Source organism: Bradyrhizobium sp. OAE829 (genome assembly GCF_040546575.1).
Taxonomy (GTDB): Bacteria; Pseudomonadota; Alphaproteobacteria; order Rhizobiales; family Xanthobacteraceae; genus Bradyrhizobium.
Genome location: NZ_JBEPOE010000001.1, coordinates 2,061,710 through 2,077,305 on the forward strand (window position 1 = coordinate 2,061,710; position 15,596 = coordinate 2,077,305).

The following is a 15,596-nucleotide window of genomic DNA, read 5'->3' on the forward strand; positions in this document are numbered from 1 at the left end:
AGATACTCCGCTAACCTACTGGCTGCTGAAGGTGGTGCCCTTCGGCAGGGGCAACACGGCCTCGCGTTGCGCCTGGCTCTTCGGCCACACCACATACGACTTGTCGTCGACATACTGGATCACCACCGGGAACGAGCGCTCGTTCTGGCCCGCCATCTGCTGGCCTTCGCCGTAGAACTTGACGCCGAAGCCGAGCATGGTGCCGCCTTCCGGCAGGTCGACTTCGAGCGAGGCCTTGCGCAGCGCCTCGGGGTCGACACCGCCATGTTTCTTGATCGCGCGCGGCAGCACCTCGGTCATGAAGACGTAGGTGTTGGACGCGGCCATGCCGACATGGGCGGAACGGATGGCGACGCCGGGCTTGGCCTTGTCGAATTCTTCGCCCACCATCTTGATCATCGGCGGCAGCTTCGGATCCATCGACTTCTGGTTGGCGAGCCAGATCGAGATCGGATCGGTGTTGAAGACGTAATTGACGTCGCCGCCGAGCCCTTCCTTCAGCTTCTCATACACGCCATAGCCCGCGCCATGACCGACCAGCGCGCCGAACTTCAGGCCCTGCTCGCGCGCCTGGCGCAGCAGCAGCGTGATGTCCGGGTTGTAGCCGGTGTGGAAGACCACGTCGGGCCGGCCGCGCTTCAGCTTGGTGACGAGCGCGGACAGGTCCGGCGCGGTGGCGGAATAGCCTTCCTTCAGGACGACGTTGAAGCCGGCCTTCTTGGCGCCCGCCTCGTTGCCCTTCGAGACGTCGACGCCATAGGCGCCGTCCTCATGGATAATCGCAACCCGCAGGTCCTTCGGCTCCTTGCCGAACTTTTCCTTGGCGTTCTGGGCGATGAAATCCATCGTCATCAGGCCGAACTGATCGCCGCTGGCCTGCGGACGGAAGATATATTTGAAGTTCTTGTCGGCGAGCACCGCCGAGGAAATGCAGGTGGTGATCCACATGAACTTCTTCAGCTGCTCGACGCGGGCGGCCACCGGCACGCACTGCGCCGACGAGAAGAAGCCGAGCAGCATGTCGACCTTTTCCTGTTCGACGAGGCGGATCGCCTCGTTGATGGCGACATCGGGCTTGCTCTGCGCGTCGGCGTAGACCGCCTCGATCTTGTAGCCTTCGACGCCGGTCTTGCTGAAATGGTCGAGCATGATCTTGGCGCCGGTGTATTGCAGCTCGGAACCGCCGCCGGCGAGCGGGCCGGTCAGGTCGTAGATCACGCCGATCTTGATTTTCTTCTCCTGGGCCTCGGCGGCAACCGCCATCCCCAGCACCGCCACTGCGGCGGACAGCCCGACAAACAGGCGCGCAACCTTGTGCCCCGGCATCAAATCCTCCCTGTATATGGTGCGATGCACCTTTTTGTTTTTGTCTTCTTTTTTCGACATCACACGGGTAGCGCCGTGTGATGTCAAGGCAATAACCGAGGTTACACTGTCGCGGCACCTCGGCATCCGAAAAATATCAGTCGCAGCACAACCGATGCGCGCAGCGGCGCAATCATCGGATGTTAAACATCGGATGATTGCTAGCATACATCACCCATGCTAGCAAATCGCAAATCTCAGCCAAATCTCAGCAACGTCAAGAGGAGAAGGAGGTGGCCAACCCGAAGAGCGCCGACAAGCGTGTCAAGCCGGGGCGCATTCGCAACGTGTTGACGACACTCGGCCGCGAAATTGCGCAGGATCGCATTCCGGTCGGAGCGGCCTTGCCACCGGAGCCGGATCTCGAAACCCGCTTCGGCGTCGGACGCGGCGTGGTGCGGGAGGCCATCAAGACGCTCGCCGCAAAGGGACTGGTCAGCGTCCGCCCCCGGCATGGCACCCACGTGCTGCCGCGCAGTGAATGGAGCCTGCTCGACCGCGACGTTTTGAGCTGGCTGGTCGGCAAGGACGAGCCGGGCCGCGATCTCCTGCTGGCAATCCAGGAAGTCCGCTCGATCATCGAGCCGGCGGCCGCAGCGCTCGCCGCCGAGCGCGCCACCAAGAACGACCGCTGGCGCATCAATGCAGCTTTGGCCGCGATGGAAACCGCGCAGGACCAGGCGAGCACCATCGCCGCGGACAAGGCGTTTCATCTCGCGATCCTCGACGCCACGCACAACCCGGTGCTGCAAGGCTTCCGTGGCGCCATCGACACCATCCTGAGCACGGTTTTCATTGTCGCGGTGGGCAGCGCCGGCTGGTTCCGGGACAATCTGCCCAACCATGCCGCCGCCGCACGCGCGATCGAGAGCGGCGACGCCGAGAAGGCGCGGATCGCGATGGAGCGGGTGCTTGGCTACACCAAATTCAAACTGTCGAGCCGCAAGACGGCGACTGCCGCCGAGCGACGGTCGGCCGGCCCAACCACAAGCGCTTCAACGAAGAGAGCCGTCGTCAAGAAAGCGGGCGTCAGCAAAAAGAAAAAGCGCCAGGCGTCGTAGCGTCAGCGCTCGACCCATGTCCTTGTTAAGCCGCAAACTGCGCCTCAATGAACGCCGTCACGAAGCGCGGCATGGCTGAGGTGAGATCGCGCGTTCCGCGCACCAGATGGATGGCCGATAATTCGGGCGATTGCTGCAAGGCGAGGTTGGCCTCGATCCGGCTGCGCAATGCTTCGCCCGATATATCGACGTGCAACAGCCGGATCATTGCCAGCGCCGGGCCGGTGTAGACGCAGTGCCAATCCGGGTCGCTCCGGTATTCGCCCGGCACGAGACCGGTTTCCTCCTCGAGCTCGCGCGCCACACTGCCGGATATGTCGAGCGCGCCATCCCTGACGTCGTCAAGATCGGGCGTGCCTGACGGAAAATAGATTCGTCCGGCGTTGGAGGTGTGCTGGCCCATCTCGCCGAGCACGAACGCGCCGTCGGCGCAGCGCAGCGCGCCCATCCCAAAACCGTTGAACACGTCCCGGCCCGGAAAGCCCCAGTCACGCCAGGCCAGGAAGCTCGCGAAATCAGTCTCGAAATAGCCGGCCGTGAGGTGACTGTCGGCAAAGACCGGATGGCGTCCGAGCAGCACGCGCCCGTTCCAAAGTTGCGGATTGTCGCGCTGCGCCTCTGCAAAATGCGCATCGATCTCCGCCCGCCGCACGGCGGCGAACGGCCAGGACCAGGATTCCACCGGCAGATCGAGCGAGGTAACGCGATGAATGACCGGAGCTGCCGTGCCATTCATCGCCGCATCACTTCCAACATTGCGTCACGCACTATTTCACGCCTTACTTGGCGATCGATCCCGTCGTCTTCTTGACCTGATCGACATATTTGTTGGTGTAGGTCTTGGTGACGTCGATGTTGGCTTTTGCCACCTCGGGCGATCCCTCGCTGAACACCGCCAGCACCGCATCCGCGCCCTTCGGGTCCATCTTGCCGTTCAACGAATACATCGGGATCGTGTTCTTCAGCGCCGCCAGATACAGCTCCTTGTTCTTGCCGACGATTTCTTCCGGCATTTTGGCCATGATCTCTTCCGGCGAATGGGAATGAATCCAGGCCAGCGTGTTGACGATCGCCGTGGTCAAAGCCTGCACTTCCTTCTCGTGGGATTTGATCCAGGCTGCCGTTGTGTAGAGGGAGCCGCCCGGATATTCGCCGCCGAACACTGCGAGCGTATCCTTTTGCGTGCGGGTGTCGCTGAGGATCTTCAGGTCGGGATAGCTGCCCTGCAGCACCGTGACCGACGGATCCAGCATCACGGCCGCGTCGATCTGGCCCTGCTGCATCGCCGCAACTGCGGTGGCGCCAAGGCCGACGCCGATCACCGAGGCGCTGGTCGGATCGAGGCCGTTTTTCTTGAGCAGATATTTCAGGAAGAAGTCGGTCGAGGATCCCGGCGCGCTGACGCCGACCTTCTTGCCGGCCAGATCCTTGATCGAGTTGATTTCCTTGTTGTGCGAGGGCGACACGACAAGCACCAGCCCCGGATAGCGGTCATAGACCACGAACGACACCAGCTCCTGCTTCTTGGCCGCCAGATTGACGCAATGGTCGAAATAGCCAGAAACCACGTCGGCGCTGCCGCCCAGCACGGCTTTGAGCGCATCCGAGCCGCCCTTGAGATCGACCAGCTCGACGGCAACGCCGGCTTTTTCGTATTCGCCGAGCTGCCTGGCCAGCACCGTCGGCAGATAGCACAGGCAGGATCCGCCCCCGATCGCGATGGTGACCTTGCTTTGCGCTGCGGCAAAGCCTGATGTCAGGACCAGCGCCAGCAGCGCCCCGGCCAGCCGGCCAACAATTTTCTTCATGGTTTCCTCCGATGGGTTGCCGACAGGATAATGCAGTGCACAGGCCTTGAGAAGGCGACTTTGCCGACAATGCGAGGGCCATTATTGCAACGCTGTTCCGCTCGGTGCGATTTATTCCATCGCAGATGCGTGGTTTTTCGTCGCGCTGGCGAAGTGCGGCTTCGCGGCGTAGCATTCCGCCGCAAAAGTTTCCCTGGGAGGATTATCATGAATCGTATCGCCATCACCCTGTCGATCGCCACCGCCTTTGCCGCCGGCTGCGGCGTCACGCATCTGCTGCGCCCTGCCCTTGCCGCAGAAAACATCACTGCGCAGGTCATCTCGACCGGCGATCTCGAAGGGGACAAGCTGTCTCCTCTCAACGCCGGCGGCATGCGCAACAAAATGCTGGTCTCCGCGGATGGCGTGACCATCGCGATCCAGGATGGCAGCCCGCCGAAGCATCTGCATGCCAACGCCAACGAGATTCAGTTCATCCTCGAAGGCACCGGAACGATCTGGCTTGGCGACAAGGAGGTAACGGTGAAGCCGGGCGACCTCGTCGTCATCCCCAAAGGCACCCCGCATGGCGGCACCAAGCCTGTCGGCCGCACCATCAAGGCGATCGCGATCAAGACCCCGCCGCAGGCCCCGGATGATACGAAGATCTTGAACTGACGGCGCGAAGCGCCGTCATCCCGGGGCGCGAAGCGAACCTCAGATGCGCAATTGCGCATCGGGGGATCTCGAGATTCCGGGTTCGATGCCTTGCATCGCCCCGGAATGACGACGAGAGTCCCTACCCCGGCGCCTCGACCGACCTGCTCGACCCGCGCTGTAGCACTATCACCGCCGCGATCAGCTGTAGCGCGACGCAGAACGCAATGGGCGTCTCGTACCCGCCGCTCAAGCTCTGAACGACACCGAGAAAGGCGGGCCCCAACGAGCCAATGGTTCCGCTGATCGCATTCGACAGCCCCATGACGACGACAAAGCTCGCGGCGCTGAACTCGCGGTGCATGATGAGCGGCGGCAGTGTGATGAGATTGCCGACCGAAAAGCCGAACACCGCGCAGGCAGCCAGTACGATCGGGATCGCATCGAAATGCAGGATGCTCACGAGTGCCGCCGCCTGACTGACGATCGAGATAGCGGTGACGCGCCGCGGATCGAACCGGTCGATCACCATGCCGAGGCCGAAGCGGCCGGCGATCGCCATGAATGTCATCACCGAAACCGCCAGACCCGCATTGGCGCGGCCGATCTTCGGCTCGAGCATGGCGATCTGGTGCACGATAAAACCGATCTGGGCCACGAGCGCCAGTGCAAACGGGATCGAGATGGTCCAGAACGCAACGCGGCGGATGAGCTGCGCGCGCGAAATGTCGCTCGGGACAGAAGGCGTTTCGGCATGCTGCGGATCAGCCGGACCTCCGGCCGATGGCGGGCCGATCCAGGCGAGCGTGACAGGGACGAGAACCGCGACCATGACCGCTGTTCCGGTCAGCATCGCGGCGGCAAAGCCGACCCGTTCGATCAAATATACCAGCGAGGGCGTCACGATGATGCCGCTAAAACTGGCGCCAGTGAAGGCCAGGCTGATGGCGAGACCGCGGCGGCGGACGAACCAGAGGCTCACGACCGTCGCAATCACGATCGTCCCCATCCCGATCCATCCAAGCGACATCAGTGCGAAAGCGATATAGAGCTGCCACGGCGCGGTCGCGAACGCGAGCAGCGTCGTCGACGTCGCCAGCGCGGCAATTCCGAGCAAGACCAGCCGCCTGGCACCCAGCCGGGACACCAGTTCGTTGGTAAAGGTCGCGAATATGTTGGCAAGCAGGAGCGACAGCGTGCTGGCGCCCGAAATGAGCGCGGCCGGCCAGCCGTTCAGACGCTGCAGCTCGGCCAGGTAGACGCCATGACCGTAAAGGCCGAAACCAAACAGAAACAGCGCCATGAGGAAACAGGCGAGCACGACGCGCCAGCCGGCGTAGCGCAGCAACGTCTCATCGGATTGGCTTGCGTCCTGTGCGGGGATCATTTGCTTTCGGGCGGTCGCGCCGATCGAAGCCGCGCACGGGGCGGCCCGGCTTGATCATGCGTCAGTTCGCTCGCCGAAGGCGAGTAACAATTAAGCAGACGTTTGTAACAAGGCCGCGGCCTCCGACGGCGTCGATCAATCCCGCGCCACGGGCGCCGGCCGCCATACCAGGAGCCGCCGCTCGACCAGCGTCACGCCGAAATCGATCAGGATCACGAAGGCCGACAGCACGAACATGCCGGCGAAGACAGCGCCGACGTCGAACACCCCCTCGGCCTGCTGGATCAGGTAGCCGAGGCCGGCCGCCGATCCCAGATATTCGCCGACAACGGCGCCGACCACGGCGAAACCGACAGCGGTATGCAGCGAGGAAAACATCCACGACAGCGCCGAGGGCCAGTACACATGCCGCGTCAACTGCCGTTCGCTCATGCCGAGCATGCGGCCGTTATCGAGCACGGTGGTGCTGACCTCCTTGACGCCCTGATAGACGTTGAAGAACACGATGAAGAACACCAGCGTCACGCCGAGCGCGACCTTGGACCAGATGCCGAGCCCGAGCCACAGCGCGAAGATCGGCGCCAGCACCACGCGCGGCAATGCGTTCATCATCTTGACATAGGGATCGAACACCGCGGCGACGCGGGGCTGGCGCGCGAACCAGAAGCCGACCAGCACGCCGCCGACCGAACCGATCACGAAGGCCAGGACCGACTCCCACAGCGTGATCATCAGATGCTTCCAGATCACGCCGGTAGCGAACCATTTGTAGATCTGGCTGGCGACATCGACCGGGGTGGAGAAGAAGAACGGCGGCAGCAACATGCGGCCGAACACCGGCACGGTGGCAAAGAACTGCCACAGCGATAGCGCGACCACGGCGACCATCAATTGCCAGAACAGCAGCGTCAGGCGGGACATCAGGAGGCCTCTGCCGCTTGCGAAGACTGCGCGTAACCCTTCATCACTTCATCCTTCAGCACGCTCCAGATTTCCCGGTGCAGCTCGTGGAACTGTTTCTCCATCCGCACTTCGGAGATATCGCGCGGGCGCGGCAGGGCCACCTTCCAGTCGCCGATGATGCGCGCGCCGGGTCCCGCCGACATGATCACCACGCGGTCGGCCAGCGCGATCGCCTCTTCGAGATCGTGGGTCACGAACAGCACCGCCTTGCGGTCGGCGGTCCACAGTTCCAGCAAGAGATTGCCCATGATCTGGCGGGTTTGGGCATCGAGCGGCCCGAACGGCTCATCCATCAGCAGGATCTTGGGGTCGCGAATCAGCACCTGCGCGAGCCCAACGCGCTTGCGCTGCCCGCCGGACAGCATATGCGGATAGCGGTTGCCGAACGCGCCAAGCCCGACCGACGTCAACCAGCCCTGGGCGCACTCAAGTGCCATCGCCCGCGGCGCGCCCTTGATCTCGAGGCCAATGGCGACATTGTCGATTGCGGTCTTCCAGGGAAACAGCGCATCGGCCTGAAACAGATAGCCGGCGTCGCGATTGAGCCCCGTGAGCGGCTGGTCGAAAATCCGCACCGCGCCCCCGGCCGGCTTCAACAGGCCGGCGGCGACGTTGAGCAGCGTCGATTTCCCGCATCCGGTGGGTCCCACGATGGCGACGAACTCGCCATGCGCCACCGAAAGCCGGGCCTTTTCCACCGCCGTATAGACCCGCGAATCGGCCAGGCGGAAGGCCACCGTCGCATCGTCAAGCGCGACCGCCGTAGGCTGTACCGTATCCACTCCCGTCCCCTCCCCAATTTGGGTCATGCCTTAGCGGTTACGAACGATAAGTTCAACGCGGCACCGCAACGTGGTAGTTGTTCTTTATTGCCGTGCCTGGAGGCCGGGCCGCCACCCGGTCGCCGCTTCTTTTGCCAGCTCGACCGGTCTGCTTTGGTGATCGCCAATCGACAGACCCATGCAATACGACGAATTTGGGTATCTACTGATCTGTTCGGAATTCATGCCGGAGACGTTCAATGAAGCGGGGGTTTTACCTCGTCGGATCGGCGGTACTGCTGGTCATCACGTGGGCCGTAATCTTTGAGATTGGGTTTCGGCTGCAGCAGTATTTCGGTCCGCTGTACGATCTCGAGATGGCGAGCGTCAATTTGAACTGGCAATCCGACGTGGTGAACCATCAGCCGACACCGCAAGACCAGAATCTGTGCATCTACGGCGATTCGACCGGCTTCAGCTACAAGCGATCCTTTGATGCGAACGGCATCAGGATCACCGACGATACGGCACAGCAGGCCGAGTGCGAAAACCCGGTTTCGGTCCTGTTCCTCGGCGATTCCTTCATGGAAGGCTATGACGACAAGAACACGCTGCCGTATCACGTTGCAAAATACTTCAAGACAGAGCGCGGTACCTGCCTGAAGACCTACAATGCCGGATATACCTCTTATTCCCCGGCCATCTTCGTGCCGCAGGCCAAAAAGCTGCTGCCGGTGCTGCGTCCCGACTATATTGTGGTCGACGTGGACGAAACCGATCTGTACGACGACTTCGCCCGATACCGCGGGCTGATTGTCCGCAACGAACGCGGACAAAATGTCGGCGTCAAGGCTTCACCCATCGGACGCGAATGCAGTCTCGGCCTGATGGAAGCCCGCAAGCATCCCTTGTACCTGATGCGCTTTGCGGCAAGGGTCTGGCATTCCTTTGTGCACATGCCAGCGGTGGTTGAGAAGAACCGATCGGACTTCACCCTGTTTTCCTATTCGCAGGACCAGGGCAGCGATCTCGAACGGAAATATGCAGAACCGCTCGCAAGTTTCAGGAGCAATCTGCAGGAGCTGGCCGAGGTGCTGAAGGATTACACTCGGGATGGCAGCCGCGTGCTGTTCATCTCTCATCCGCATCTCCAGCACCTCAAGCCCGACGCCAAGGGCCGCCTGTGGAACAATCTCGTCAGCTCTTCGGTGCAAAAGACTTGCGTCGCCAACGGCTTTCTTTTCTTCAATGCCACCGAGGCGCTGAAGAAGCGGTCCGGATCGCGCCCCGAGCGCTTCTATTGGGGAGGTAACGATATGCATTTCAGTCATGAGGGGCTGGCGGAATATTCCGCTGCCGTCGCAGCGTTCATGGCCTCGGCGATGATCCCGAAGGACTGACCGCGCCACCTCAATGGCCTGCCGGTCGACGCGGCCATCGAATGGCGTTAACGCGTGCCGGCGGCAGAAAAAGGTTGGCACCCGGCTCACGATTAGCCGATTGTTCGGCTAGCGCTATTTTCCTTTCGGAGAATCCACGCCGAATGCCCGCCTCGTCTCTCATCTCCTACGCGCATGTCGGCAAGACCTTCGACGGTGGCCGGGGTGCGAACCGTGTGGTGGCGGTCGACGACGTCTCGCTCGATGTCGCCGAAGGTGAGTTCCTGGCCATTGTCGGCGGCTCCGGGTCGGGCAAGACAACGCTCTTGCGGCTGGCCAACCGGCTGATCGACGCCGACGAGGGCCACATCACGGTGGAAGGCGAAGACGTCCGCAATGTCGACCCGATCGGTCTGCGCCGGCGGATCGGCTACGTGTTCCAGAGCGGCGGGCTGTTTCCGCATCTTTCCGTCGCCGGCAATATCGGCATCACGCCAAAGCTGCTCGGCTGGCCTGCGGCCGAAATCACGGCGCGGGTCGATGAATTGGTCGATCTGGTGCGGCTCGACCGCGCGCAGCATCGCGACCGGCTGCCGCATGAATTGTCCGGCGGCCAGCGCCAGCGCGTCGGCGTGGCGCGGGCCCTTGCCGCGAAACCGCGCATCGTGCTGATGGACGAGCCGTTCGGCGCGCTCGATCCCCTCACCCGCGACGCGCTCGGCGACGATTATCGCGAATTGCACCGCCGGCTCGGGCTGACCACGGTCATGATCACCCATGACATGACCGAGGCCATTCTGCTCGCCGACCGCATCGCTATCATGCGCGGCGGACGGCTTCTGGCCCAAGGCACGCCCGCCGAACTCTCTGATAGCGGCGACGCTTACGTCGGCGAGTTGCTGCGCACGCCGCGGCGGCAGGCGGAACGGCTCGGCGCGCTGCTGCCGCGGGATGGCGCGACATGAACCTGTTCGCCGATCCGCGCTGGAGCGAGGCGTTCGGGCATCTGCCCGACTATCTCGGCAACCATGTCCGCGTCAGCGTGACCGCGCTGGCGCTGGGGCTCGCGGTCAGCCTGCCCCTCGCGATTGCGGCACGCAATCGTCGAGCACTGCGCGGCGCGCTGCTTGGGCTTGCCAGCATCGTGCAGACCGTGCCGGGACTGGCGCTGCTGGCGCTGTTCTATCCGCTGCTGCTGGCGCTCGCGGCGGTGTCGCTGTCGTGGTTCGGATTTGGATTTTCCGCCTTCGGTTTCCTCCCCGCCGTGCTGGCGCTGGCGCTCTATTCGATGCTGCCGGTGCTGCGCAACACCATCACCGGCCTGCAGGGCGTCGATGCCGCGATCCTCGAAGCCGCACAGGGCGTCGGCATGACGCCGCGGCAGTCGCTGTTCACGGTGGAGCTGCCGCTGGCATTGCCGGTCATGATGGCGGGCATCCGCACCGCGGCGGTCTGGGTGATCGGCACCGCGACGCTGTCGACGCCGATCGGCCAGACCAGCCTCGGCAACTACATCTTTGCGGGGTTGCAGACCCAGAACTGGGTGTTCGTGCTGTTCGGCTGCCTGTCCGCCGCGGTGCTGGCGCTAACCGTCGATCAATTGCTGGCGCTGATCGAGAACGGCTTGCGCAACCGCAGCCGCGTGCGCGCCACGTTTGGCGGCGCCGGCATCGCGGTGCTGGTCGCGGCCACGCTGGTGCCCGCCATGACGCGCTCGCAAACCAACTATATCATCGGCGCCAAGACCTTTACCGAGCAGTATGTGCTGTCGGCGCTGATGGCGCAGCGGCTGAGGGCCGCCGGCCTCTCCGCCGGTTCGCGCGAAGGCCTCGGCTCGAACGTGATCTTCGGGGCGCTGGCCGCCAACGACATCGATCTCTATGTCGATTATTCCGGCACGCTGTGGGCCAATCAGTTCCAGCGCAGCGATATCAGGCCGCGCCAGGAGGTGCTCGACGAATTGAAGACCATGCTCGCCAAACAGAACATCACGCTGCTCGGCGAACTCGGTTTTGAGAACGCCTATGCGCTGGTGATGCCGCGCAAACGGGCCGAACAACTCGGCATCCGCAGCATCGCCGATCTGGCGCCGCACGCGGCCGGAATGTCGATGGCCGCGGACTACGAGTTCTTTTCAAGGCCGGAATGGGCCGGGCTGAAAAAGGCCTATGGGTTGTCGTTCCGCGCGCAGCGGCAGATGCAGCCGGACTTCATGTATGCGGCGGCAGCTTCCGGGGAAGTCGACGTGATCGCGGGCTACACCAGCGACGGACTGATCGCGAAATACGATCTGGTGGTGCTCGCCGATCCCAGCCACGCGATCCCGCCCTATGATGCGATGGTGCTGCTCGCCCCCAAGCGCGCCGGCGATGCGGCGTTGCGGGCGGCGCTGCAGCCGCTGATCGGCAAGATCGATATCGCCGTGATGCGCGAGGCGAACTTGCGCGCCTCGGGCAACGACGCGACTTCATCGCCCGATGCGGTGGCGAAATGGCTGTGGGAGAAGATCGGGACGAAGTAGGTAACCTGCGCTAAGGTGTTCCGGCTCACATGGAACCGCGCCGTGAATTTTTCGCGCTCTCTCGTACCGCCTGCCGTTTGTATCGCTGTTATGTCGGGACTGATATTCGGAATGGCCGATGCCACAGCGGCATCCCTACCCGTGCGCGTCACCTTTGCCAGCGCCGACGGGCGGACGACGCTGGTTGGTTACGTCTTCATGCCGGAGGTGCCGCATGCGGCGCGCACGCCTGCGGTGGTGATGATGCATGGCCGCGCCGGCGTCTATTCCTCGGCCGCCAACGGCAAATATGACGCCTCGACGCTTTCCAAACGCAACCAGCAATGGGGACACATCTGGGCCCGGCAAGGTTATCTCGCCATCCTGGTCGATGGTTTTGGCCCTCGCGGCTATCCAACTGGTTTTCCCCGTTTCAGCTACGATTCCCGGCCCGATGAATTGAATGAGATCACCATTCGTCCGCTCGACGCCTATGGCGCGCTGGCTTACCTGCGGACACGCAACGACGTGATATCAGATCGGGTCGCGCTGCAGGGCTGGTCCAACGGCGGCAGCGCCACCCTGGCAACGATGTCGGTGAGCCCGCCCGGCATCACAGCGCCGACGCCCGCGACCGGCTTCCGGGCCGGACTGGCGTTCTACCCGGGCTGCGGCCTGAAAGGGCAGTTCGCGGACGGGATCAAGCCTTACGCGCCGGTGCGCGTGTTGCATGGATCGGCCGACGAGGAAGTCTCGCCGCGGCGCTGTGCCGACTTCGTCGCCAAAAGCCGCGCGATCGGCGGCGACATCCAGTTCCAGCTCTATCCCGATGCGGCGCATGGTTTCGACGATCCCAGCCCATCGCGCCAGAGCGACGCCGCCAATGCGTCCGCGACCCGCGACGCGATCGCGCGCGCGATTGCGTTCTTTGCAAGCGTACTGAAGCCTTAGTCAGGAGAATGTCTCAAATGACCGTTGTATCGACCGACCCAAGAAAGTGGAACGTAGGCCTCGTCGGCTATGGCGAGGTGGGTCGCATTGTCGCCGAGGACCTGCGCAAACAGGACGTGAAGGTCGCGGCCTACGACACCAAGCTGCGCAGCGATCAGACAGGCTCCGCCTTGCGCGATCATGCTTTAGCACATGGTGTCGCGCTTGCGGCGTCCCATGCCGATCTCGCCGCGAGTGCCGATTTCATCGTTTCCGCCGTCACCGCAAGCCAGGCTGTCCCCGTCGCGCAGGCTTGCGCACCGGCCGTGAGGCAGGACGCCTGGTTCCTCGATTTCAATTCGGCATCGCCGGGCGCCAAGCAGCGCGCCGCCGGCCTGATCGACGGCAAGGGCGGCCGGTATGTCGAAGGCGCAGTGATGACGTCGATCCCGCCGTACCGGATCAAGGTGCCCTTGTTGCTTGGCGGCAGCGGCGCCGAGGCGCTCGCGCCGCTGCTGGTGCAACTCGGCTTCGACGCCAAGGTGGCAAGCAGGGAATTAGGCGTCGCTTCGGCGGTAAAGATGTGCCGCAGCGTGATGATCAAGGGCCTGGAAGCGATGGTGATCGAGAGTTTTACGACCGCCCGCGCCTATGGCGTCGAGGACGCGGTGCTGGCGTCGCTCAGAGAGACCTTTCCCGGCATCGACTGGGAAAAACAGGGCGCCTACTTCTTCCAGCGCGTGATCGAGCATGGCCGCCGCCGCAGCGAGGAGGTTCGCGAAGTGGCGGAAACCGTGCGCGAGGCCGGCCTCACACCGTGGTCGGCGGAAGGCACCGCTGAACGTCAGGCCTTTATCGCCGATCTCGCCGACGAAGGCCTGTTCGGTGCGAAAGGCACCGACGCGTTTGCCCGCAGTCCCGACTGGCGCGTGGAAGCCGACCGGATCCTTGCCGCCGCGAAGAAGAAGGGCTGAAACGTAGGGTGGGCAAAGGCGCACTTGCGCCGTGCCCACCATCGCTCCCCGAATACTTGAATGGTGGCACGCTAGCGCTTTGCCCACCCTACGCGACGTCACGCGATACCGGATGCACGGGCTGCTCCGTGCCGGGCGTCTACAGTCCCCGCACCAGGCCGGCGTCGATCAGGAGGCGGTTGAAGCGCCTAGCTTCCGCGCCGTCCTTGCAGGCATAGAACGCGCCCTTGCATCGCAGCATGATGCTCTTCTGCTCCTTGAACGAGGGATCGAGCGGAATGCCGGCAGCATCCTGGATGACGAGCGGAATGTAGGCGGCGTCGAGGGTTGCGAGGGCCGACGACAAATCGGGCGGCTGGAAATTGATTCCATCCAGCGCATAGTAGGTCGAGAAGTAGCGCGGATCCGCGCTCATCAAACGTTGCCCCAGCAGTTTCCGGTCGATGCCGGGCTCGAGCAGTTTCTGCGAGATGGCCGGTTGATGATCGCCGAAGCGCAGCACCAGGAACGACTGGTCCGGATAGTCGCGCGCCAGCCGTGCGGTGAAATCGCGGTAGTCCTTTGCCGTCATGCTCTGGCGCCGAATATACTCGTCGATCTCCGGCGTATTTCCCGGCGGCTTCCAGTCCGGCGTCAGATCGGGCCGGTAGATGCTGGTCCAGGGAAAATGATTGGCCGTGAGATACACGAACATGAAGACCGGCGACTGTGACGCTTGCTCGTCAGCAAACGCCTTCAAGGCCTGATCGAAGTAGAACTTGTCGGGTTGCATGTCCTCATCGACGCCCATGTCGGCCATGTCGATGAACCTGTTGACGCCGACACCCTTCTGGAACGCCCGGGCGCTGAGGAAGTCACCATAGGTCGGATAGAGCGAGACGGTCTTGTAACCGCAGCGCTGCAGCGCTTGCGGCAGTCCACGCTCGATGCGGTTCGCGGTGATCCTCGTGACGTAGAACTTCAGATCGCCGAACGAGCGCACCGACATTCCGGTCAGGACATTGAACTCGGTGTACCAGGTCGGGCCCCCTGTCGCCTCCGCGATCATGGTCCGTTGCTTGCCGTCAATGGACTTGAAGAAGTCGGAATAGCCTGGCGGAACCTTGACGCCGGGTGCTGCGGTGATGTCGAAACTCGACTCGTCGAGCAGCATGATGATGTGCGGGCGCTTGGCAGTCGTATCGCATTTCTCTTCCGGCGGCAGCGCCGGCCGGGCCGTGGCGTGCGCTCCCGGGGCCAGGCCAAGCGAGCCGCTCGCCGGCGGATCGGCCTCGATCCATCCGGTCGAGGCCAGCCGCGACACCGCGACCACGCCCGAGCGCGCGAGGCTGGAAATATGATTGATGCCCTGGAACGGCTCCCAAGGCTGCTCGGGAGCCGCGACCGACAGCGCCGACATCGATACGGTCGTGGCAGCAAGAACCGCCAGCACCGGGCCGCGCGCTGCACGAAGCGGATCGGCGCGCCAGATTACCCACAGCAGCGGAACGGCAATCACCGCCGCCACGATCAGCTGCGTCCGGAGTTGTGGAAACACCGAGAGCAGGAACGAAAACGTATCGCGATCGACGATCAGGAAATCGAGGAAGGTCAGAGATAGCTGCAGAATGTCGAACTTGAAGCGCGACAGCACGATCAGCAGCACCACCAAAACCAGCGCCAGCGCTGCGGCGACGCCGGGCCGCCGCAGCACCAGCAGCAACAGGCAATTCACAAAAATCCACGCCAGCAGCGCGAGCGTGATCCCAACGAATCCGTATTCCGTGCTGAGCAGGATAGCCAAGGCCGCAAGATGCAACGCGGCGACCACGCCGACGCCGGCATAGAACCAG

The 15,596-nt window shown here is 63.2% G+C and carries 14 protein-coding genes; 7 read left to right on the forward strand and 7 right to left on the reverse strand.

What is annotated here, in order from left to right:
• Positions 1-15: 15 nt before the first annotated feature.
• Positions 16-1,326 carry an ABC transporter substrate-binding protein gene (locus ABIE49_RS09945; RefSeq protein WP_192737951.1) on the reverse strand — a complete coding sequence of 437 codons (1,311 nt, stop codon included), beginning with the start codon at positions 1,324-1,326 and terminating at the stop codon, positions 16-18.
• Between the two features lie 272 nt (positions 1,327-1,598).
• Here ABIE49_RS09945 and ABIE49_RS09950 point away from each other — a divergent pair, with 272 nt between their 5' ends.
• Positions 1,599-2,426 (forward strand): FadR/GntR family transcriptional regulator, encoded by an 828-nt coding sequence (locus ABIE49_RS09950; protein ID WP_192737952.1) that lies wholly within the window; start codon positions 1,599-1,601, stop codon positions 2,424-2,426.
• 25 nt (positions 2,427-2,451) lie between these two features.
• Here the strand turns inward: ABIE49_RS09950 and ABIE49_RS09955 are convergent, their stop codons facing one another.
• Complete coding sequence (locus tag ABIE49_RS09955) at positions 2,452-3,162, reverse strand: NUDIX hydrolase (RefSeq protein ID WP_192737953.1); 711 nt, start codon at positions 3,160-3,162, stop codon at positions 2,452-2,454.
• Between the two features lie 43 nt (positions 3,163-3,205).
• Positions 3,206-4,234: an ABC transporter substrate-binding protein gene (locus tag ABIE49_RS09960; protein ID WP_192737954.1), complete on the reverse strand. Its 1,029-nt coding sequence runs from the start codon at positions 4,232-4,234 to the stop codon at positions 3,206-3,208.
• A gap of 207 nt (positions 4,235-4,441) precedes the next feature.
• On the opposite strand from ABIE49_RS09960, the gene ABIE49_RS09965 reads away from it, so the two are divergent.
• Positions 4,442-4,891: a cupin domain-containing protein gene (locus ABIE49_RS09965; RefSeq protein ID WP_192737955.1), complete on the forward strand. Its 450-nt coding sequence runs from the start codon at positions 4,442-4,444 to the stop codon at positions 4,889-4,891.
• A 121-nt stretch (positions 4,892-5,012) separates the two neighbouring features.
• Here the strand turns inward: ABIE49_RS09965 and ABIE49_RS09970 are convergent, their stop codons facing one another.
• The 3 genes from ABIE49_RS09970 to ABIE49_RS09980 form a co-directional block, all read right to left on the reverse strand.
• Complete coding sequence (locus tag ABIE49_RS09970; protein WP_192737956.1) at positions 5,013-6,257, reverse strand: MFS transporter; 1,245 nt, start codon at positions 6,255-6,257, stop codon at positions 5,013-5,015.
• Between the two features lie 135 nt (positions 6,258-6,392).
• Positions 6,393-7,178 carry an ABC transporter permease gene (locus ABIE49_RS09975; RefSeq protein WP_192737957.1) on the reverse strand — a complete coding sequence of 262 codons (786 nt, stop codon included), beginning with the start codon at positions 7,176-7,178 and terminating at the stop codon, positions 6,393-6,395.
• The gene (locus ABIE49_RS09980; protein WP_192737958.1) at positions 7,178-8,029 is read right to left on the reverse strand and encodes an ABC transporter ATP-binding protein; all 852 of its coding nucleotides are present in this window, start codon (positions 8,027-8,029) and stop codon (positions 7,178-7,180) included. Before ABIE49_RS09980 ends, ABIE49_RS09975 begins: the two co-directional genes overlap by 1 nt.
• A gap of 212 nt (positions 8,030-8,241) precedes the next feature.
• Between ABIE49_RS09980 and ABIE49_RS09985 the strand changes: the two genes are divergently transcribed.
• The 5 genes from ABIE49_RS09985 to ABIE49_RS10005 all read left to right on the forward strand — a co-directional run bounded on the left by ABIE49_RS09985 (position 8,242) and on the right by ABIE49_RS10005 (position 13,764).
• Positions 8,242-9,381 (forward strand): SGNH/GDSL hydrolase family protein, encoded by a 1,140-nt coding sequence (locus tag ABIE49_RS09985; protein WP_192737959.1) that lies wholly within the window; start codon positions 8,242-8,244, stop codon positions 9,379-9,381.
• Between the two features lie 143 nt (positions 9,382-9,524).
• Entirely contained in the window at positions 9,525-10,325 is an 801-nt protein-coding gene (locus tag ABIE49_RS09990) for an ATP-binding cassette domain-containing protein (RefSeq protein WP_192737960.1), read from the forward strand.
• Positions 10,322-11,881: an ABC transporter permease/substrate-binding protein gene (locus ABIE49_RS09995; RefSeq protein ID WP_192737961.1), complete on the forward strand. Its 1,560-nt coding sequence runs from the start codon at positions 10,322-10,324 to the stop codon at positions 11,879-11,881. Before ABIE49_RS09990 ends, ABIE49_RS09995 begins: the two co-directional genes overlap by 4 nt.
• Positions 11,882-11,992: 111 nt before the next feature.
• The gene (locus ABIE49_RS10000; protein WP_192737962.1) at positions 11,993-12,811 is read left to right on the forward strand and encodes a dienelactone hydrolase family protein; all 819 of its coding nucleotides are present in this window, start codon (positions 11,993-11,995) and stop codon (positions 12,809-12,811) included.
• Between the two features lie 17 nt (positions 12,812-12,828).
• Positions 12,829-13,764 (forward strand): DUF1932 domain-containing protein, encoded by a 936-nt coding sequence (locus ABIE49_RS10005; protein ID WP_192737963.1) that lies wholly within the window; start codon positions 12,829-12,831, stop codon positions 13,762-13,764.
• 139 nt (positions 13,765-13,903) lie between these two features.
• Here the strand turns inward: ABIE49_RS10005 and ABIE49_RS10010 are convergent, their stop codons facing one another.
• Complete coding sequence (locus ABIE49_RS10010) at positions 13,904-15,574, reverse strand: sulfatase-like hydrolase/transferase (RefSeq protein ID WP_354066735.1); 1,671 nt, start codon at positions 15,572-15,574, stop codon at positions 13,904-13,906.
• Between the last annotated feature and the right edge of the window lie 22 nt (positions 15,575-15,596).

Coding starts and splice junctions, on each gene's coding strand:
- ABIE49_RS09945 (WP_192737951.1), bottom strand. CDS start 1,326: ATGCCGGGGCACAAGGTTGCGCGCCTGTTTGTCGGGCTGTCCGCCGCA.
- ABIE49_RS09955 (WP_192737953.1), bottom strand. CDS start 3,162: ATGAATGGCACGGCAGCTCCGGTCATTCATCGCGTTACCTCGCTCGAT.
- ABIE49_RS09960 (WP_192737954.1), bottom strand. CDS start 4,234: ATGAAGAAAATTGTTGGCCGGCTGGCCGGGGCGCTGCTGGCGCTGGTC.
- ABIE49_RS09965 (WP_192737955.1), top strand. CDS start 4,442: ATGAATCGTATCGCCATCACCCTGTCGATCGCCACCGCCTTTGCCGCC.
- ABIE49_RS09970 (WP_192737956.1), bottom strand. CDS start 6,257: ATGATCCCCGCACAGGACGCAAGCCAATCCGATGAGACGTTGCTGCGC.
- ABIE49_RS09975 (WP_192737957.1), bottom strand. CDS start 7,178: ATGTCCCGCCTGACGCTGCTGTTCTGGCAATTGATGGTCGCCGTGGTC.
- ABIE49_RS09980 (WP_192737958.1), bottom strand. CDS start 8,029: ATGACCCAAATTGGGGAGGGGACGGGAGTGGATACGGTACAGCCTACG.
- ABIE49_RS09985 (WP_192737959.1), top strand. CDS start 8,242: ATGAAGCGGGGGTTTTACCTCGTCGGATCGGCGGTACTGCTGGTCATC.
- ABIE49_RS09990 (WP_192737960.1), top strand. CDS start 9,525: ATGCCCGCCTCGTCTCTCATCTCCTACGCGCATGTCGGCAAGACCTTC.
- ABIE49_RS09995 (WP_192737961.1), top strand. CDS start 10,322: ATGAACCTGTTCGCCGATCCGCGCTGGAGCGAGGCGTTCGGGCATCTG.
- ABIE49_RS10000 (WP_192737962.1), top strand. CDS start 11,993: ATGGCCGATGCCACAGCGGCATCCCTACCCGTGCGCGTCACCTTTGCC.
- ABIE49_RS10005 (WP_192737963.1), top strand. CDS start 12,829: ATGACCGTTGTATCGACCGACCCAAGAAAGTGGAACGTAGGCCTCGTC.